At 63.3% G+C, this 18,896-nt stretch carries 19 protein-coding genes; 16 read left to right on the forward strand and 3 right to left on the reverse strand.

The genetic code is table 11. From position 1 onward, the window contains the following. Positions 1-31: 31 nt before the first annotated feature. The 5 genes from ctaD (at position 32) to BPHYT_RS02665 (ending at position 3,811) form a co-directional block, all read left to right on the forward strand. The gene (ctaD, locus tag BPHYT_RS02645; protein ID WP_012431609.1) at positions 32-1,645 is read left to right on the forward strand and encodes a cytochrome c oxidase subunit I; all 1,614 of its coding nucleotides are present in this window, start codon (positions 32-34) and stop codon (positions 1,643-1,645) included. A gap of 114 nt (positions 1,646-1,759) precedes the next feature. Continuing rightward, entirely contained in the window at positions 1,760-1,894 is a 135-nt protein-coding gene (locus BPHYT_RS39020) for a cytochrome oxidase small assembly protein (protein ID WP_012431610.1), read from the forward strand. A gap of 42 nt (positions 1,895-1,936) precedes the next feature. Next, entirely contained in the window at positions 1,937-2,575 is a 639-nt protein-coding gene (locus tag BPHYT_RS02655; protein ID WP_012431611.1) for a cytochrome c oxidase assembly protein, read from the forward strand. Positions 2,576-2,611: 36 nt separating this feature from the next. Then, positions 2,612-2,821 (forward strand): DUF2970 domain-containing protein, encoded by a 210-nt coding sequence (locus tag BPHYT_RS02660; protein WP_012431612.1) that lies wholly within the window; start codon positions 2,612-2,614, stop codon positions 2,819-2,821. A 132-nt stretch (positions 2,822-2,953) separates the two neighbouring features. Beyond that, positions 2,954-3,811, forward strand: coding sequence for a cytochrome c oxidase subunit 3 (locus tag BPHYT_RS02665; protein ID WP_012431613.1), 858 nt, complete (start codon positions 2,954-2,956; stop codon positions 3,809-3,811). 181 nt (positions 3,812-3,992) lie between these two features. On the opposite strand, the gene BPHYT_RS02670 is transcribed toward BPHYT_RS02665, so the two are convergent. Next, positions 3,993-4,202: a twin transmembrane helix small protein gene (locus tag BPHYT_RS02670; protein ID WP_007179452.1), complete on the reverse strand. Its 210-nt coding sequence runs from the start codon at positions 4,200-4,202 to the stop codon at positions 3,993-3,995. Between the two features lie 111 nt (positions 4,203-4,313). Here BPHYT_RS02670 and BPHYT_RS02675 point away from each other — a divergent pair, with 111 nt between their 5' ends. The 5 genes from BPHYT_RS02675 (at position 4,314) to BPHYT_RS02695 (ending at position 8,426) form a co-directional block, all read left to right on the forward strand. Further along, positions 4,314-5,030 carry an SURF1 family protein gene (locus tag BPHYT_RS02675; RefSeq protein ID WP_012431614.1) on the forward strand — a complete coding sequence of 239 codons (717 nt, stop codon included), beginning with the start codon at positions 4,314-4,316 and terminating at the stop codon, positions 5,028-5,030. A gap of 67 nt (positions 5,031-5,097) precedes the next feature. Continuing rightward, positions 5,098-5,760, forward strand: coding sequence for an SCO family protein (locus tag BPHYT_RS02680; RefSeq protein ID WP_012431615.1), 663 nt, complete (start codon positions 5,098-5,100; stop codon positions 5,758-5,760). A 22-nt stretch (positions 5,761-5,782) separates the two neighbouring features. Then, the gene (locus tag BPHYT_RS02685; RefSeq protein WP_012431616.1) at positions 5,783-6,892 is read left to right on the forward strand and encodes a COX15/CtaA family protein; all 1,110 of its coding nucleotides are present in this window, start codon (positions 5,783-5,785) and stop codon (positions 6,890-6,892) included. A 6-nt stretch (positions 6,893-6,898) separates the two neighbouring features. Beyond that, the gene (gene cyoE, locus BPHYT_RS02690) at positions 6,899-7,804 is read left to right on the forward strand and encodes a heme o synthase (protein WP_012431617.1); all 906 of its coding nucleotides are present in this window, start codon (positions 6,899-6,901) and stop codon (positions 7,802-7,804) included. 4 nt (positions 7,805-7,808) lie between these two features. Beyond that, positions 7,809-8,426: an SCO family protein gene (locus BPHYT_RS02695; protein WP_012431618.1), complete on the forward strand. Its 618-nt coding sequence runs from the start codon at positions 7,809-7,811 to the stop codon at positions 8,424-8,426. A 67-nt stretch (positions 8,427-8,493) separates the two neighbouring features. Here BPHYT_RS02695 and BPHYT_RS02700 read toward each other — a convergent pair whose 3' ends face one another. Further along, the gene (locus tag BPHYT_RS02700; RefSeq protein WP_012431619.1) at positions 8,494-8,784 is read right to left on the reverse strand and encodes a YciI family protein; all 291 of its coding nucleotides are present in this window, start codon (positions 8,782-8,784) and stop codon (positions 8,494-8,496) included. Between the two features lie 265 nt (positions 8,785-9,049). On the opposite strand from BPHYT_RS02700, the gene BPHYT_RS02705 reads away from it, so the two are divergent. Both BPHYT_RS02705 and BPHYT_RS02715 read left to right on the forward strand, forming a co-directional pair. Then, a complete protein-coding gene (locus BPHYT_RS02705; protein ID WP_041758230.1) occupies positions 9,050-10,924 on the forward strand; it encodes a methyl-accepting chemotaxis protein in 1,875 nt (624 codons plus the stop codon). 249 nt (positions 10,925-11,173) lie between these two features. Further along, a complete protein-coding gene (locus tag BPHYT_RS02715; protein ID WP_012431621.1) occupies positions 11,174-11,986 on the forward strand; it encodes a MetQ/NlpA family ABC transporter substrate-binding protein in 813 nt (270 codons plus the stop codon). 13 nt (positions 11,987-11,999) lie between these two features. On the opposite strand, the gene BPHYT_RS02720 is transcribed toward BPHYT_RS02715, so the two are convergent. Further along, complete coding sequence (locus BPHYT_RS02720) at positions 12,000-12,926, reverse strand: bifunctional helix-turn-helix transcriptional regulator/GNAT family N-acetyltransferase (protein ID WP_012431622.1); 927 nt, start codon at positions 12,924-12,926, stop codon at positions 12,000-12,002. 371 nt (positions 12,927-13,297) lie between these two features. Between BPHYT_RS02720 and BPHYT_RS02725 the strand changes: the two genes are divergently transcribed. From BPHYT_RS02725 to ptsP, 4 genes are all read left to right on the forward strand, one after another. Further along, on the forward strand, positions 13,298-14,032 hold the full coding sequence (locus BPHYT_RS02725) for a GntR family transcriptional regulator (RefSeq protein WP_012431623.1): 735 nt from the start codon (positions 13,298-13,300) through the stop codon (positions 14,030-14,032). Positions 14,033-14,133: 101 nt separating this feature from the next. After that, positions 14,134-15,237: an N-acetylglucosamine-6-phosphate deacetylase gene (gene nagA / locus BPHYT_RS02730; RefSeq protein ID WP_012431624.1), complete on the forward strand. Its 1,104-nt coding sequence runs from the start codon at positions 14,134-14,136 to the stop codon at positions 15,235-15,237. After that, entirely contained in the window at positions 15,230-16,237 is a 1,008-nt protein-coding gene (locus BPHYT_RS02735; protein WP_041758234.1) for an SIS domain-containing protein, read from the forward strand. The genes nagA and BPHYT_RS02735 overlap by 8 nt, the downstream gene beginning before the upstream one ends. A 38-nt stretch (positions 16,238-16,275) precedes the next feature. After that, positions 16,276-18,840, forward strand: a complete 2,565-nt coding sequence (gene ptsP / locus BPHYT_RS02740) for a phosphoenolpyruvate--protein phosphotransferase (protein ID WP_012431626.1) — start codon at positions 16,276-16,278, stop codon at positions 18,838-18,840. The last annotated feature ends 56 nt before the right edge of the window (positions 18,841-18,896 follow it).

Genomic DNA, 18,896 nt, shown 5'->3' on the forward strand with positions numbered 1-18,896 from the left:
AGCACCGCAGTATTCGCTTTAGGAGATTGTCATGTCTAGCATCGGACACGATGTAGTCGCAGGCCACGAACACGTGCACGGCGACCATGCCCACGAAACGCCGCATGGCTGGCGCCGTTGGCTGTTCGCAACCAATCACAAGGACATCGGTACGCTGTACCTGATCTTCTCGTTCACCATGTTCCTCTCCGGGGGCGTGATGGCGCTGATGATCCGTGCCGAACTGTTCGAACCGGGCCTGCAGATCATGCGTCCCGAGTTCTTCAACCAGTTGACCACCATGCACGGCCTGATCATGGTGTTCGGCGCGATCATGCCGGCTTTCGTCGGCTTCGCGAACTGGATGGTGCCGCTGCAGATCGGCGCATCGGACATGGCTTTTGCCCGCATGAACAACTTCAGCTTCTGGCTTCTGCCGGTGGCGGCTGTTCTGCTGGTCGGTTCGTTCTTCTCGCCGGGCGGCGCGACCGCTGCGGGCTGGACGCTCTACGCGCCGCTGTCCACGCAGATGGGCCCGGGCATGGACTTCGCAATTTTCGCGATCCACTTGATGGGCGCTTCGTCGATCATGGGCGGGATCAACATCGTCGTGACGATCCTGAACATGCGCGCACCCGGCCTCACACTCATGAAGATGCCGATGTTCGTCTGGACGTGGCTGATCACCGCGTACCTGCTGATCGCCGTGATGCCGGTTCTGGCAGGCGCGATCACCATGGTGCTGTTCGACCGCCACTTCGGCACGTCGTTCTTCAACGCGGCAGGCGGCGGCGACCCGGTCATGTACCAGCACATCTTCTGGTTCTTCGGGCACCCCGAGGTGTACATCATGATCTTGCCGGCGTTCGGGATCGTGTCGCAGGTGATTCCGGCGTTCTCGCGCAAGCCGCTGTTCGGCTATAGCTCGATGGTCTACGCCACCTCGTCGATCGCGATTCTGTCGTTCATGGTCTGGGCGCACCACATGTTCGCAACCGGCATGCCGGTCACGGGCCAGCTGTTCTTCATGTATGCGACCATGCTGATCGCCGTGCCGACGGGCGTGAAAGTGTTCAACTGGGTCGCGACAATGTGGCGCGGTTCGCTGAGCTTCGAAACGCCGATGCTGTTTGCTGTCGGCTTCCTGCTGGTGTTCACGTTCGGCGGCCTGTCGGGTCTGATGCTGGCCATGGCGCCGCTCGACATCCAGTACCACGGTACTTACTTCGTGGTGGCTCACTTCCACTACGTGCTGGTGGCGGGTTCGCTGTTCGCGCTGTTCTCCGGCTGGTACTACTGGGCGCCAAAGTGGACCGGCTGGATGTACAACGAAACGCGCGGCAAGATCCACTTCTGGGCGTCGATGTTCTTCTTCAACCTCGCGTTCCTGCCGATGCACTTCGTCGGTCTCGCAGGCATGCCGCGTCGTTATGCCGACTACCCGGCACAGTTCACGGACTGGAATCAGGTCATCTCGATCGGCGCGTTCGGCTTCGGTCTGGCGCAGGTGTACTTCCTGTTCGCGGTTGCATTGCCGGCCTACCGTGGCGGCGGCGAACTCGAAAAGGCTGGCGACAAGCCTTGGGACGGCGCAACGGGCCTCGAATGGACCGTGCCGAGCCCGGCTCCGTTCCACACGTTCGAAAACCCGCCGACCGTCGAGTAATCGGCGCACGGTGAGATTGCCGGCTCGGGCAGCACAGCAGTTCGCTACTTGAGCCGGCGGTCACGAAAGTCGTGGCGGCATCCGTAGTCACGAAAAGTATCCAGAAAGTCGAGCATGACGCGCAATCCTCAAGAAAGACGTACTCCCGAGCAGATTCGCGCGGGCAACCGGCGGATCGGTTTGGTGATGTTCGTGATCGCCGCGGTCTTTTTCGCGAGCGTCATCATTCATCAGAAGTGGTTTACCTGACCAGGTGATTCGAGTCTGTGTGCAGGCTTGTTGAGGATTGAGATGTCGACGCAACCGCCGGCTCAGGCCGACCGCTCTTTCAACCGTTCGATGCTGATCAAGCTGTTCATCGTCGCGTTGATGATGTTCGGTTTCGGTTTCGCGCTGATACCGATGTACCGCGCGATCTGCGAGATCACCGGCATCAACAACCTCGTGCAGCGTGACGCTACGGCGCGCGAGGCGAAGAATACGCAGGTCGACATGAGCCGCACGATTTCGATCGAATTCGATGCGAACGCACGCGGCCCGCTGGGTTTCAAGCCGGAGCAACGCAGTCTCGACGTGCATCCGGGCGAAGTGACGACGGTGATGTACGAGGTGAGCAACGAACAGGCGCGCACGATTCAGGCGCAAGCCATTCCGAGCTACGCGCCGAAGCAGGCCACCGAGTACTTCAAGAAGATCGAGTGTTTTTGCTTTACGCAGCAAACTTTGACGGCGAATCAGACGAAGCGGATGCCGGTGGTGTTCGTAGTCGATCCGAAGTTGCCGAAGGACGTGAAAACGATCACGTTGTCGTACACGTTCTTTGAGTTGAATACGCCGGCAGCGGCGACGACCGGAAGCGCAGCGCCCACGGCGAATACGGTAATGGGCGCGGCTAAAAGTATGGCGGCTGCGGCTGTCAATCCCGCCTGAGGGCTCGCGCCGCAGGGCGAAGGAAGAAGAAACGAGATGAGCGATAACGGCGGCAGCCCGCGCAAGAGCAGTTTCGGTCAGTCGATGCGTGCGGTGCTCTGGTCGTTTTTCGGAGTGCGCAAGCGTCGCGATCTGGAGGCGGACGCCACGCAGTTGAACCCGCTGCACGTGATCGCGGCAGCATTGATCTGCGCGGCCATTTTTATCGTGGCGCTGATTCTGATCGTGCGCGCCGTAGTAGGTTGAAGCGCCCGGCGCACGCGTAGAATCGGGCGAAGCAGCGCCCAGAAATTAGAGCGAAGCGGTGCGGTATCGACGCGCCGCCGAAGATACAGCCGGAGATTTCCGGAACAACTGGACTGAAGTGGAGAATCAAGAATGAGCGGTCAAAACGAGAGCCCGTACTATTTCGTACCGCATCCGTCGCGGCATCCGATCAGCGCCGCTGCTGGGTTGCTGGTCATGCTCGGATCGCTTGCGGCCTGGATCAACGAACATGACTGGGCGCCGATCGGCGTCGTCGCCGGTTTGTTGTGGCTGCTCTTTACGCTGTGGCATTGGTTCGGCGACGCGATCGCTGAGTCGGAAGGCGGCATGTACGGCAAGAACGTCGACAAGTCGTACCGCTGGAGCATGAGCTGGTTCATCTTCTCCGAAGTGATGTTCTTCGGCGCGTTCTTCGGCGCGCTGTTCTATGCGCGTGAAATCGCGCTGCATCAACTGGGCAGCCTCGATTACAAGCTGATCTGGCCGGATTTCTCGGCGGTGTGGCCCAACAACGGTCCGGCAGCGCTGGTTTCGACCTTCAAGTCGATGCAGCCGTGGCCGGTGCCGACCATCAACACGGCGCTGCTGCTTTCCTCGGGCGCAACGCTGACGGTCTCGCACCATGCGCTGCGTGAAGATCATCGGAAGAAGGCGATCATCTGGCTGGCCGCAACGCTTGTGCTCGGCGTCTGCTTCCTGTTCCTGCAAGGTTTCGAATATTTCCACGCGTACAACGAGCTGAATCTGACGCTGTCGTCGGGCGTGTATGGTTCGACGTTCTTCTTGCTGACTGGCTTCCACGGCTTCCACGTGTTCCTCGGCGGTACGATGCTGGCGGTCGTGCTGGTGCGTATGATCCGCGGCCACTTTACGGCTGAGCACCATTTCGCCTTCGAAGGCGCGGCCTGGTATTGGCACTTTGTGGACGTCGTGTGGCTCGGGCTGTACGTCGTCGTGTACTGGCTGTAATGCAGTCGGGCCTGCGTCGACCGACAACTCGGAATACGTGCAGGCCGTTTGCGCCAGATCCTACCGGGCGCGGCGCACGAGCAACAACGCATGAGCAGTACGTAACACTTTACGCAGCGCCGCCCTCGACCCTGTCAGGGCGGCGTTTTTGTTTGGCGGCGTGGAGATTTTTCCGCGGGGCTTAGCGCCCGTAAGGAATACCGGTCGACTGAATCCAGCCCATCCAGTGAGCGAACAGGATGAACAGGAACAGCGAGATCGACAGGCCCACCCGCGTGGCGAGCGACCAGACCATCCGCTTGGTTTTGCCCTTGTCATGCATCATGAAGTACAGCGCCGACACCATGCTGGCGATGATGAGGACGAAGGCGATGGGAACGAGAATGTGCATGGAACGAGCTGAAATCAGGAAGCGCAGAGGCAAGGTGTTTATTATCGCACCGCGCGCCTGCGTTTGCCGTGCGTTCCCCGTGACGCCGCAGGCGCAGTCGGAGCGTGCGCGATGAAGTTTCGCCTCGTTCCCGTGCTGCTGATTCTGCTGGTGATCGTGGTGACGGTGCGGCTGGGTTTCTGGCAGCGCGACCGAGCGCATCAGAAGGAAGCGCTCGAAGCGCAAATCACGCAGTTCGAGAATGCGCCCGCGCAGCCGGTGAGCGGCGCGCCGGTTCAGTTGAAGGACATCGAGTTTCATCGCGTGAAAGCGCGTGGCAGTTTCGTCGCGGACAAGGTCGTCTACCTCGATAATCGTCCGTATAACGACCAGCCGGGCTTTTACGTCGTGATGCCTTTTAAACTGGCCGATGGCGGCTACGTGCTGGTGAATCGCGGCTGGTTGCCGCGCAATATGAACAATCGCGAAACCATCGCGCCATACACGACGCCGCAAGGCGAAGTCGAAATCGAAGGCATTGCCCGTGCGGACGCTTCGCGCGCATACGAGTTGGGGCAGGGCGGCTCGGCCGAGCATCAACTGATCCGCCAGAATCTGGACGTCGCCGCGTACGCCGCGGAAACTGGCCTGCCGCTGCAATCATTCGTGATTCAGCAGTTGAGCGACGACGGCGACAAGCTGGTGCGCGATTGGCCCGCGCCGACTGAAGGCGTCGAGCGCAACTACGGCTACATGTTCCAGTGGTGGGGCATGGCGGCCGCCGCGCTGGTCTTCGGTCTGTACGCCGCGCGGCGTGCCGCGAAGAAAGAGCACGCGCCGGGCGTGTAATGCAGCACATGCCGCTTGTGGCCCAGTTTCGAGCCACAGGCAGCGCAATCATTGAAAGAGGTCCGTAGTGTCGACGCAATCTCCCCGTTCGCCGCAAGCCGGCAAACCCGCAGCGCCTAAAGCCATGCCAGGCCAACCCAACGGTAAAGGTTCGTGGGAGCGCGGCCGCTGGATTCTGCTGCTGTTGGCGATCATCTGTGCCGCCCCGATCGTGGTGTCGTATTTCACGTACTACGTGATCAAACCGTCCGGCGGCAGCACGAGCTACGGCACGTTGGTCGAACCGCAACGACCGATTCCCGACTCGCTCGTCGTCACGGGCGAAGATGGCAAGCCCGTCAAATTCGCCACACTGCGCGGCCGCTGGCTGATGATTTCCGTCGACAACAGCGCCTGCGACAAAGCGTGCGTCACCAAGCTCTACTTCATGCGGCAAATCCGCGCAGCTCAGGGCCCGGAACGCGAGCGCGTCGTCGAAGTCTGGCTGCGCACGGATGCGGGCAACGTCGCGGACGTGGTACAAAAAGCCTACCCCGACACCAACATGATGATCGCCGATCCGGCGCAGGTGTCCGCGTGGCTGCCCACGGCCAACGGCACCAAGGTCACCGACCACATCTACATGGTCGATCCGAACGGCAATCTGATGATGCGTTTCCCGAAAGATCCGAACCCCAGCAAGATCAAGGGTGACGTGACCAAGCTGCTCAAATGGTCGAGCATCGGTTGATGCCGCAATATAGGTAAGAGAGATGTTCGTACTGCAACTGGCCCTGATCGGCTTGTGTATCGCGTTGTTGCCGCTGTCCTACGTATGGGTCAAGTCCGACGACAACAAATTCCGCAAGCTGGTCTGGCTCACCACCTTCCTCACGCTCGATCTGGTGATGTTCGGCGGCTTCACGCGGCTCACCGATTCCGGGCTCGGCTGTCCGGACTGGCCGGGCTGTTACGGCACCTCGTCGCCGTTCATCGCGCATGCGGCGATCACAGCCGCGCATCAGGCGATGCCCACCGGGCCGGTCAGCATGACGAAGGCCTGGATCGAAATGATCCACCGTTACTTCGCGATGGCGATCGGCGTGCTGATCGTCGCGCAGACGGTGATCGCGTGGACGGCGCGTATCAAGCGGCGTCCACTGCATGTATCGCCGTGGTGGCCGACTTCGTTGTTGTTGCTGATCCTGGTGCAAGGGGCGTTCGGCGCCTGGACTGTGACGATGAAGCTGCAACCGATTATCGTGACCACGCACTTGTTGCTCGGCCTCGCGCTACTGGGCACGCTCGGCTGGCTGGCCGCGCGGCAAACGCCGTTGCCTGCCTACGAGCCCGAGGCCGCGCGCTGGCGCGCGGCGGCGATCGCGGGCCTGGTGCTGCTAATCGCGCAGATCGCGTTGGGCGGCTGGGTCAGCACCAATTACGCGGTGCTCGCGTGCACGGATTTCCCGACCTGCAACGGCCAATGGGTCCCGCCGATGGACTTCGCGCACGGCTTCCATCTGTGGCGCGCGCTCGGCATGACCGGCGACGGCGACATGATCACGCAGGATGCGCTGGTGGCGATTCATTGGACACACCGCACGTTCGCCGTCGTCGTGGTCGCGTATCTGGTGTGGTTCGCGCTGAAATTGCGCCGCTTCGAGTCGTTGCGGCGCCCCGCAAACGGCGTGCTGCTGGTGGTGCTGATCCAGTTCATCACCGGGCTGTCGAACATCGTTCTGCAATGGCCGTTGGCCATTGCGGTCGCGCATAACGGCGGCGCCGCGATCCTGCTGCTTCTGCTCGTTATGTTAAACTTTCGGATCGCTTATAGCCGTCCCGGCCGCGCCGTGCTCCCTGCGCGCGAAGCCGCGCCAGCGTGACTCCACATGGACAGCACAACACTCTCCCAAACGCCCGGTAGCCGGGTCTCCCAGTACATCGCCCTGACGAAGCCGCGCGTCACGCAACTCGCCGTGTTCTGCGCTGTCATCGGCATGTTTCTGTCGACGCCTGGCATGGTGCCCTGGACTCCGCTGATCGGCGGTACCGTGGGCATCTGGTTGCTGGCCGGCGCGGCGTTCGCCATCAATTGCCTTGTCGAGCAGAAAATCGACGCCAAGATGCGCCGCACCTCGTGGCGTCCGTCCGCGCGCGGTGAGATCACCACCGCGCAGATTCTGCTGTTCTCGGCCGTGCTTGGCGGCCTCGGCATGTGGACGCTCTACACGTTCGCCAATCCGCTTACCATGTGGCTCACGCTGGCTACGTTCGTGGGCTATGCCGTCATCTATACGCTGTTGCTCAAGCCTGCCACGCCGCAGAACATCGTGATCGGCGGCGCCTCGGGCGCCATGCCGCCGGCGCTCGGCTGGGCCGCGGTCACCGGCCACGTGCCGGGCGACGCCTGGATCCTGGTGCTGATCATCTTCGTGTGGACGCCGCCGCATTTCTGGGCGCTCGCGCTGTATCGCCGCAAAGACTACGAAAACGCCGGCCTGCCGATGCTGCCGAACACGCACGGCGAGAAGTACACGCGCCTGCATATCCTGCTGTACACGGTGATCCTGTTCGCGGTCACCATGATGCCCTTCATCTCCGGCATGAGCGGCGTGGTGTATCTCGCGGCGGCCGTGCTGCTGGGTGCCGTGTTTCTTGCCTATGCGTGGAAGATCTATCGCGAGTACTCGGACGATCTGGCGCGCAAGACCTTCCGTTATTCGATCGTCTATCTCTCGCTGCTGTTCGCCGCGCTGCTGATCGATCACTATGCGCGCGTCGTGATCGGCGCGTAATACCATGCTCAATAACCGCTTCGCGCGCACGGCGCGTGCTGCTGTGATCGCTTGCGCGCTCGGTGGCGCGTTGCTGATTGCAGGCTGCGGCAAGCAGCCGCCTGCGTTCCAGAATCTCGACATCACCGGCAATACCCAGTTCGGCAGCGACTTCTCGCTGCCCGATACGGCAGGCCATGTCCGCACTCTGGCGGACTACAAAGGCAAGGTAGTGGTGCTGTTCTTCGGCTACACGCATTGCCCTGACGTTTGCCCGACCACGATGGCCGAGCTCTCGCAAGCGTTGCAGCAACTCGGCCCGGAAGATGCGAAGCGCGTGCAGGTGCTGTTCGTTACCGTCGATCCGGACCGCGACACCCCGGCTCTGCTTGCGCAATACGTGCCGGCGTTCAACCCGACGTTCGTCGGTCTGCGTCCGGCCGATCAGGCGCAACTCACCAAGATCACGAAGGACTTCCGCGTCTACTACGCGAAGGTGCCGGGCAAGACGCCTGACAGCTACACGATGGACCACACGGCAGCGAGCTATGTGTTCGATACGGACGGCAAGCTGCGTCTGTTCGCGCGTGACGGCCAAGGCGCAACGCCGTGGGTGCACGACATCAAGCTGCTGCTCGACTGATACGCGCAGCCGTAAGGGCGCGCGCCGTATCACGCGTCCGTTTTCCGATCTCCTCTCTTTCCAACGCTCAAGCCGGAATCGGCAAATTCAATCCCGGCGCGAGCCGCGTCGCCTTGAATTCCGTCACCTCGTAACGCGCGAGCTTCTGCTGCGCGAACGGGTCGCTGGCAAGAATCTCATCCAGCTTATCGCGCTCGATGTGCACCGCCAGAATGATGCCGCCGTCGCGCGGCACTTTCGGTCCGGCCGCGACAAACACGCCCGCCTCGAACTGTTGCGTCAGAAACGCGCGGTGCGCTTCCAGCGCGTCGTCGACGCGGTCGAGCGGTGCGGTGTAGATAAGGTCGATGACGTACATGGGTTGTTCTCTCGAGCAAGGGAATGAGCCACATCGAGCATGCGGCCGCAGTCTCGAATTATCGTGCAGAGACCGATTCGATGCGCGCATTCGATCCGCATGCATGCCGCGCGACGCGTCCGCCGGCCTCCCGCTGCGTCTCTCAAGTTGCCCGTTTGTCATGCCGATATATCGATAGCAATCGTTTGCGCGCGAAATACGATCGCGTTCTCGCGACTGCGAATGGAACACGAATCACACGAGAGAGACCACAACAATGAGCAGGATGAGTTTGAATCGCAAACTATGGCTGTCGCTCGCGCTCGTCTGGCTGGGGCTGCTGGGCGTCGGGCTGTGGAGCGCGGTCGAAACGCGCAGCACAATGCTGGCCGAGCGCAAGGCGGGCATGGTGAATCTGGTCGATGCCGCGCAAGGTGTCGTGAACGGCTATTACGCGCTCGCACAGAGCGGCAAGCTGAGCGAGGCCGACGCACAGCGCGAAGCGCTCGCCCGTCTCGCGACCATGCGCTACGGCGAGTCCGGCTACCTGTTCGTGATGGATTCGAAGCCCGTCGTGCTGATGCATCCCACGCTGCCGCAAATGACCGGCAAGCCGGTCGGCGACTTCAAGGACCCGGACGGCAAGCTTCTCTACGTGGCAATCGTCGACGCCGCCAAGGCAACCGGCCGCGGTTTCGCGGAGTATCGCGGACGCCTGCCGCACAGCGAAACGGCCGTGCCGAAAATCAGCTATGTGGTGCGTTTCGCACCGTGGGACTGGAACATCACGAGCGGCGTGTTCATCAAGGACATCGACACGGTGTACTACGAGACGCTGCTCGGTCACCTGGCGGTGGTGCTGGTGATCGGCGCGATCATCTCGCTGGCGATGCTGCTGATCATTCGCAACGTGCGCGCGAGTCTCGGCGGCGAGCCCGACCAGGCGGCGCGACTCGCGGCGAGTATCGCGCAGGGCGACCTGACGCAAGCGGTCGACGTTCGTCCGCAGGACAAGACAAGCATGATGGCGGCCATGCATGACATGCAGAACCGCTTGCAGCAGACCATCGGCGAGATTCGTCGCTCGGCGGAATCCATCGCGTCGGCGACGCAGCAGATCGCTGCCGGCAATGGCGATCTTTCGCAGCGCACCGAGCAGCAGGCGGCTTCGCTGCAGGAAACCGCCGCGAGCATGGAAGAGCTCACCGCGACGGTCAAGCAGAACGCCGACAACGCGCGGCAAGCGAGCGGCCTCGCGCATAACGCGTCCGAAATCGCGACGCGCGGCAACGACGTGGTGAGCCGCGTGATCGGCACGATGGGCGAGATCAACGATAGCTCGCGGCAGATCGCGGACATCATCGGCGTGATCGAAGGGATTGCGTTTCAGACCAACATTCTTGCGTTGAATGCAGCCGTGGAAGCGGCGCGCGCCGGTGAGCAGGGCCGCGGTTTCGCAGTCGTCGCGGGCGAGGTGCGCAGCCTCGCGCAGCGCTCGGGAACGGCGGCCAAGGAGATCAAACAGTTGATCAGCGCGTCGGTCGAACGCGTGCACAACGGCTCGACACTGGTGCAGCAGGCCGGCACGACGATGGGCGAGATTCTGCAAGCCGTGCAGCGTGTCACCGACATCATGGGCGAGATCGCGGCGGCATCCGAAGAGCAGAGCACCGGCATTGCCCAGGTCGGCCGCGCCGTCACGCAAATGGATGAAGTGACGCAGCAGAACGCGGCGCTGGTCGAGCAGGCGGCGGCCGCGGCGGCTTCGTTGCAGGATCAGGCGGGGCGTTTGCGCGAGACGGTTAGCGCGTTTCGCGTGAATGGCGCTGAAAGTGGCGCGTCTGGTTCGGCGGTGGTCGCGGCGCGGAGAGTGGCTGCGACGGTAGCGGCGGCCGAGGCGCCGCAAGCAGTTGCAACGGCTACGGCAGCGGCAGTGCGCGAAATCGGCGTGGCATCGCACTCTGCATCGGCACCGCCGCGCGCGGAGCCGAAGCTGCCTGCACCCGCCAGAACGTCCGCCACGTCGGCCCCGGCCTCGCCCCGAGTTTCGGCTTCGTCCGCGCATGTTGCGAGCGCCAAGCCTGCCGCCACAAAAGCGCCGCGCGCATCAGCCGAGGCAGTGAGAGCCACCCCGCCGGACGACGACTGGACCACCTTCTGATTCTCCGCGACACCGGCCGCGTGTGTGTCACGTGCACGCGGTCCGCCGCCGTTCAAAGCGCATAACCATATGCGATCGTGATATTTCCCATCTCGCCGGGACTATGAGACCATTTCTGGCCCAGCTGACGGCGCATGGCCACAAGCCATGTTGCCGCCGGCTTCCACCCGAATCTGACACCGATCAGAAATCGATGCGCCATTATCAAGTCATCGATCAAGTCGTCGATTAGAAACAAGCGAGAATCACATGCAGCGCAGAAATATCCTCAAAGCCCTCTCGGCAGTCATCGCCACGACGGCAATCTTCACCAGCTTCGGCGCGCACGCCGACGACAAAGTCATCAAGGTCGGCACGATCGGCGGCCCGGACGCGCAAATCTGGGAAGTCGTCACCAAAGTGGCGAAGCGCGAAGGCCTGAACGTGAAGGTCGTCGAATTCAACGACTACGTGCAGCCGAACGCTGCGCTCGACGCAGGCGACCTCGACGCGAACAGCTTCCAGCACCAGCCGTACCTCGATAGCCAGATCAAGCAACGCGGTTACAAGATCGTCAACGCCGGCCTCACGTACATCTCGCCGCTCGGCATCTATTCGAAGAAGCTGAAGTCGCTGAAGGATCTGCCGCAAGGCGCGAAGGTCGCGGTGCCGAACGATCCGTCGAACGAAAACCGCGCATTGCTGTTGCTGCAAACGCAAGGCGTGCTCAAGCTGAAGACCGGCGCGGGCACCAACGGCAATAACGCGACGGCTCTCGACGTCGCCGACAACCCGAAGAAGATCAAGCTGGTCGAACTCGACGCCGCGCAACTGCCGCGCTCGCTGTCGGACGTCGATGCCGCCGCGATCAACACGAACTTCGCGTTGGCCGCCGGCTTGCAGCCGACCAAAGATGCGATCGCGCTCGAAGACGTGCATAGCCCGTACGCGAACCTGATCGCCGTGCGCACGCAAGATAAGGACAAGCCGTGGGTCAAGAAGCTGGTTGCTGCTTACCAGTCGGAAGACGTGCGTCAGTTCATCAAGACGCAGTTCAAGGGTTCGGTGGTGCCGTCGTTCTAAGAAGCGACGTTTGCTACAAGCCTAATTCCCACCGCTCGATCGTCAGGTCCTTGCCGAAACGGCGCTCAGCCGCCGTGCCGGCAAGTCTGAACCCGGCGCGCTGGCACAGGCGCCGCGGTTGTTCGAGCGACGCGGCCGTTGTTAGCGTGAGCTTCGTATAGCCCGCGCGCTTCGCGAAACGCATGCATTCGCTCAGCAACTGCGTGCCGATGCCCAGCCGCTGCACATCCGGCTCGACCCACAGGAGCCGCACACCCGCCACCGTCGTCGACACGCCGACGATGCACACCGAGCCGACCACCATCCCTTGCTGATCTGCGACCCAGCACATCTCCCGCACCGGATCGTTGCGTTGCGTGTAATCGGCGACGACCCGCGCGAGCAATCCTTCGAACGACGGATCCCAGTCGTATTGCGCGGCGAACCATTGCGCCTGCCGATGCACGAGCCAGCCACATTCGCCCGGGCGCGGCTGACGGAGCACCACGAGTTCGTGTTTGGGTTTGTCGCCCAGCAGCCGCTCGATGAGTTTCATCGCGGCGATCAGCTGATCCTGGGAGAGGGCGGTGAGGCCGGAAAGCAGGATCGACACTTCTTCGATCGCCGCGTTATCGAGCGGAGCGTACGCGGCGTGGCCGCTGTCAGTGAGCGCAATCAGCGACTGGCGCGCGTCCGTCTCGGACGGGCGGCGCGTGATCAGGTCGCGTCGTTCGAAGCTCGTCAGCAGACGGCTGAGATAACCGCTGTCGAGACCGAGGGAACGCCCGAGCACCGAGGCCGTTTGCGCGCGTTCGCGAGAGAGCTCGTGCAGTACGCGCACCTCTGTCAGTGAGAACGCGCTCTTTGCCAGATGCTCATGCAGTGCGCCGATGTGTCGGGTATAGAAGCGGTTGAAATGGCGGACGGCCTGAGCACGCCGCAGCGCCTCGGAATCTGTCAAATGCTGCTCCCAGGGGATTTTTATAGCTTGCTACCCAGCACTATATTGGAACGCACCCCTTTACAAAAGCCACGCCGGTAAAGGCCTGATCGGCACTGGTATTAGAAAGGTATCGATCGAGTCTTGGTTGCCAGCCCACTGAGACCCGGTTTGAGCCGACCGGAAGGCATTTTGAAGCCCAATACGGGTAAATCCTGGGCTCCAAAAAGTCCTCTCCAGCGCCTCTGCGTGCCCTTCAAAACCTTATTCAGTAAGGCTTTGCGCTTGGCCATGCCAGCATGGAACCAGTTGGTTGACTGGTATTATGTTGGTTATATAATGGGCTCTCATTTTTCGTAGGCCTACCTTTTCGCGAAGGCCGCCGGAGCCCCATGGAAACTCGCTGGTCCGCACTGATGCCTGACGCCCGGAACGTCACGCCGCTCTATTTGCAGCTCGCGCGCAATCTTGCGACAGCGATCCACTGCGGCGTGTGGTCGGCGGGTGAGGCGCTGCCCTCGGAACGCACGCTCTCGGATGCGATCGGCGTGTCGCGCATCACGGCGCGCAAGGCGATCGAGTTGCTGGTCGAGCAAGGTTTGATCCGGCGCGCGCGCGGCGCGGGCAGCTTCATCACACCGCGCGTCGAAGACCCGTTGTCGCGGCTCACCGGCTTCACGAAGAAGATGCAGCAGCGCGGTTTCCGGCCGGATTCGGTGTGGCTCGAGCGCGATATCCGCGCCGCCAACCGTGACGAACTGGTGCACCTCGGTCTGTCGCCCGGCGCGGCGGTGACGAGTCTGCGGCGCCTGCGGCGCGCCGACGGCATCGTCATGGCGGTCGAGCATTCGGCGCTGCCGGCGGCGATCGTGCCCGACCCGCATGCCGTCGGTGATTCGCTTTACAGCTATCTCGAACAACGCGGCGCCGCAGTGGTGCGCGCGTTGCAGCACTTCCGCGCGGTCAACGCTTCGAGCGAGATTGCTTCGTTGATGGATATCGAACCGCGCTCGGCGCTGCTGGTCATTACCCGTATCGGCTATAGCGCCGATCAGCGCGCAATCGAACTGACCGATACGTATTGCCGCGACGACTACTACGACTTTGTCGCTGAATTGCGCACCTGAGCTGACCGGCTGAGCCCGTGCGCGCAGCCGGCACGTTCAGGTGCGGCGCAGAAAGAGCGCCGTTCAGCCACGCCCCGTATCACGCCTCACCAGAGAGACTCATGCTGACCGGAAACATACTCACCACCGATGGGTGGATTCACGGCACGCTCGAATACGAAAACGGCCGCATCACGGCGCTCACCGGCGAACGCGCCGATCCGTCGACCAACGACGCGCCGTACATCCTGCCCGGCTTCATCGATCTGCACGTGCATGGCGGCGGCGGTTCCGATGTGATGGAAGGCGGCAGCGCGATCGAAACCATCACGCGCACGCATGCGCGTTACGGCACGACCAGCCTGCTTGCCACCACCATGACCGCGCCGCGCGACGAGCTGATGGCCGTCGTCGCGGAGCTGGGCAACAACGCGCGCATCCGCACGCCCGGCGGCGCGCGCGTGCTCGGCGTGCATCTGGAAGGGCCGTACATCAACCCCGGCAAGCTCGGCGCGCAACCCGACGCGGCCGTTTCGGCGGTGATGGACGAAGTGCTGAAATATCTGTCCATCGCGCCGATTCGCGTGGTCACGTTGGCGCCGGAAATTGCCGGCCATATGGAGATCATCTCCGAGATGGCGGCGCGCGGCGTGCGCGTGCAGCTGGGCCATTCGCTCGGCACTTACGACGACGCCGTCGCCGCGCTCAAGCATGGCGCCTGCGGCTTCACGCATCTGTTCAACGCCATGTCGCCGCTGCACCATCGCAACCCCGGCCTCGTCGGCGCGGCGCTCGCGCACGCCGAGTTCGCCGAAATCATTCCCGATCTGTTGCACGTCCATCCGGGGGCGATCCGCGCTGCGTTGCGCGCGATTCCGCGTCTCTATGTAGTCACGGACAGCACCTCGGCCACCGGCATGCCCGACGGCGAATATCGCCTCGGCAGCCAGCATGTGACGAAGTGCCTCGGCGGCGTGCGTCTCGCCGACGGCACACTCGCCGGCAGCACCCTGACCATGGATCAGGCGCTGCGCAATCTTGTGTCGATCGGCTTGCCGATCGCCGATGTATCGAACCGTTTGTCGCGCTACGCCGCCGACTACCTGGGCATTGAAGACCGCGGCCGCATCGCGCGCGGTGCATGGGCCGACGTGGTCGTGTTCGATCGTGAACTGGCGTTGAGCGCGACTTACGTCGAAGGAGAAGCAATTGTCGAATATGCTTAAAGAGGCGCTGGCGTCCGCTGAAACGGTCGCCGCGCAACTCACGGACACCTCGCGCGTCGAGGCATTGGCGGCGAAGCTCGCACAGCAGCCGCGCCATGTCGCGCTGACCGTCGCGCGCGGCAGCTCCGATCACGCGGCGAGCTACTTCGCGAGCCTGACGATGAGCCGCCTCGGCGTGCCGGTCGCCTCGCTGCCGATGTCGGTCGCCACGCTGCAACAGGCGCCGCTCCAGGTGCGCGATCAGCTCGCGCTGGCGTTCTCGCAATCGGGCAAGAGCCCGGACCTCGTCGGCACGATGGAAGCGCTGCGCAAAGCCGGTGCGTTGACCGTCGCCGCCGTGAACGTGTCGGGCTCACCCCTGGCCGACGCGTGCGAATTCGAGTTGCCGCTCGTCGCCGGCCCGGAACTCAGCGTCGCGGCCACCAAGAGCTATATCGCGATGCTGTCGATCTCCGCGCAACTCGTCGCGCATTGGCAAAAAGACGCTGAACTGCTTGCCGCGTTGAAAACGCTGCCTGAAGCGCTGTGTACCGCGGGCAAGCTCGACTGGTCGGTGGCCGTGGAGGAATTGCGCGGTATCGAGCGCATGATCGTGATCGGCCGCGGCCTGGGTCTCGCCATCGCGCAGGAAGCCGCGCTGAAGCTGAAGGAAACCTCCGGCATTCAGGCCGAAGCGTTTTCGAGCGCGGAAGTGCGTCACGGTCCGATGGAACTGATCGATCGCGACTATCCGCTGCTGGTCTTCGCACCGCGCGGACCTGAGCAGGCCGGCTTGTTGCAACTCGCGCGCGACATGAAGGCGCGCGGCGCCCGCGTTCTGCTCGCGGCGTCGGTCGACGTGCCGGAAGCTACGCTGCCGCTCGCCACCACCGCTCATGCGGCGCTCGATCCGATTGCCGCAATCCTGTCCTTTTACGTGATGGCCGCCGGCCTTGCCGCCGCGCGCGGGCGCAATCCCGATGCGCCGCGCCATCTCAACAAAGTCACCGAAACTCACTGACGAGAAATCAGATGCGACGTGTCGAGGAGTCCCGCTTGATGAGCCATTCTGAAGGCCATATTGTTTTGCTCGCGCCCATGACCGGTCCGGTCGTGCCGCTCGCGAACGTGCCCGACCCTGTGTTTTCGGGCGGCATGTTCGGCGACGGCATCGGCGTCGATCCGCTCGAGGGCCGACTCGTCGCGCCGTGCGACGCTACGGTCACCCATCTCGCGCGCACCGGCCACGCCGTGACGCTGGCCACCGCTGAAGGCGCCGAGATTCTGCTGCATATCGGTATCGACACGGTCGAACTGAACGGCAAGGGTTTTGCGCCGATGGTCGCCCAAGGCGCTCACGTGCGCGCCGGCGACGTGCTGATCGAGTTCGATCAGGATCAGGTCGCGTTGAATGCGCCGAGCCTCGTGTCGGTGATCGCGATTGCCAATTCGGATGCGTTCGAGATCGTCGAACGTGTGCAGGGCGGCTTGCTGAAGGCGGGTGAGACGCCGCTGCTGGTGCTGCGCGCGCGCGACGGCGCGGCGGCCGAAGCGTCGCGTCAACTGAGTTCCACGAACGTGACGGAAGAGGCGCGTCAGCAAGTCACGCTGGTTCACGCGGGCGGTCTGCATGCGCGCCCGGCGGCACGTGCTCGTGAAGCGGCGCGTGGCTTCGATGCACGCGTCGAGGTGCGCTACGAAGGACGCAAAGCAGCGATCGAAAGCGTGGTCGGTTTGCTTGGCCTCGGCGCTGGAGAAGGCGCGACCGTCGAGTTGCTCGGCATGGGTCCGCAAGCCGCGGCCGCTGTGGCTGCAATTGCTAACGAACTGACCCGCGAAGCGCACGGCGAAGTCGAGGAGAAACCGGCGCGTCAAAGTTCGCCGGCGCCGCAAGCCGTCGCCCGTCCGGCGGGCGAGACGCTTGCGCCGAATACGCTCGCCGGCGTCTGCGCGGCGCCGGGCGTCGCGGTCGGCAAGCTGGTGCGCTGGGACGACGCGGACATCGATCCGCCCGAAAAGGCGAACGGCACGTCGGCTGCGGAAAGCCGTTTGCTCGACAAGGCGATTGCCACCGTCGACGCGGACCTCGACACGACGGTGCGTGACGCGTCGCAACGCGGCGCAGTTGGCGAAGCGGGTATTTTTTCGGTGCATCGCGTGCTGCTCGAAGATCCCACGCTGCTCGACGCCGCGCGCGATCTGATCAGTCTCGGCAAGAGCGCCGGCTTTGCGTGGCGCGAAGCGATCCGCGCGCAGATCGCCATCCTGACGAATATCGAAGACGCGTTGCTTGCCGAACGTGCCGCCGATTTGCGCGACATCGAGAAGCGCGTGCTGCGCGCGCTCGGTTATACGAGTGCAACGGCACGCACGCTGCCGGAAGAAGCCGTGCTCGCGGCTGAAGAGTTCACGCCGTCGGATCTTTCCACACTGGATCGCTCGCGTGTCACGGCATTGGTGATGGCACGCGGCGGTGCAACCTCGCACGCGGCGATTCTCGCGCGTCAGGCGGGCATTCCCGCGCTGGTGGCAGTCGGCGACGCGTTGCACGCGATCCCCGAAGGCACGCAAGTGGTGGTGAACGCCACGACCGGCCGCCTCGAATTCGCACCGACCGAACTCGACGTTGAACGCGCGCGTCTGGAGCGCACGCGTTTGGCCGATGTGCGCGAAGCGAACCGCCGCACGTCGCAGCAAGCGGCGGTCACGTCCGATGGCCGCGCGATCGAAGTGGCCGCGAACATCGCCACGCTCGACGACGCGAAAACCGCCGTGGAAAACGGCGCCGATTCAGTCGGTCTGCTGCGCACAGAATTGCTGTTCATTCACCGCGCCGCCGCGCCGACCACGGACGAACATCGTCAGAGCTACCAGGCAATCGTCGATGCGTTGAGCGGCCGCACCGCGATCATCCGCACGCTGGATGTCGGCGCGGACAAGGAAGTCGATTATCTGACGCTGCCGCCCGAACCGAATCCCGCGCTCGGCTTGCGCGGCATCCGCCTCGCGCAAGTGCGCCCGGACCTGCTCGACGATCAGTTGCGCGGCCTGCTGGCGGTGCAACCACTCGGCGCCGTGCGCATCCTGCTGCCGATGGTGACCGACGTCGGCGAATTGATCCGCATCCGTAAGCGCATCGACGAATTCGCGCGCGAGTTGGGTCGCACGGAACCGATCGAAGTCGGCGTGATGATCGAAGTGCCGTCGGCGGCGTTGCTGGCCGATCAACTGGCGCAACACGCGGATTTCCTCTCGATCGGCACCAACGATCTCACGCAATACACGCTCGCCATGGACCGTTGCCAGGCCGACCTCGCCGCCCAGGCGGACGGCTTGCATCCGGCTGTGCTGCGGTTGATCGCAGCCACCGTGCAAGGCGCGGACAAGCACGGCAAATGGGTTGGCGTGTGCGGCGCGTTGGCGGGCGACCCGCTCGCCATGCCGTTGCTCGTCGGCCTCGGCGTGACCGAACTTTCGGTGGATCCGGTCTCGGTGCCGGGCATCAAGGCGCGGGTGCGCAACCTCGATTATCAGCTGTGCCGTCAACGCGCCCAGGATGCCCTGGCGCTCGAATCGGCGCAGGCGGTAAGAGCAGCAAGCCGCGAAACCTGGCCTTTGGACTGAACCCCACACGGTCCGTAGTCAGCTTCGCTCAATCATCACTCATAGCTACAAAACTC

It is taken from the genome of Paraburkholderia phytofirmans PsJN (assembly GCF_000020125.1).
GTDB lineage: Bacteria > Pseudomonadota > Gammaproteobacteria > Burkholderiales > Burkholderiaceae > Paraburkholderia > Paraburkholderia phytofirmans.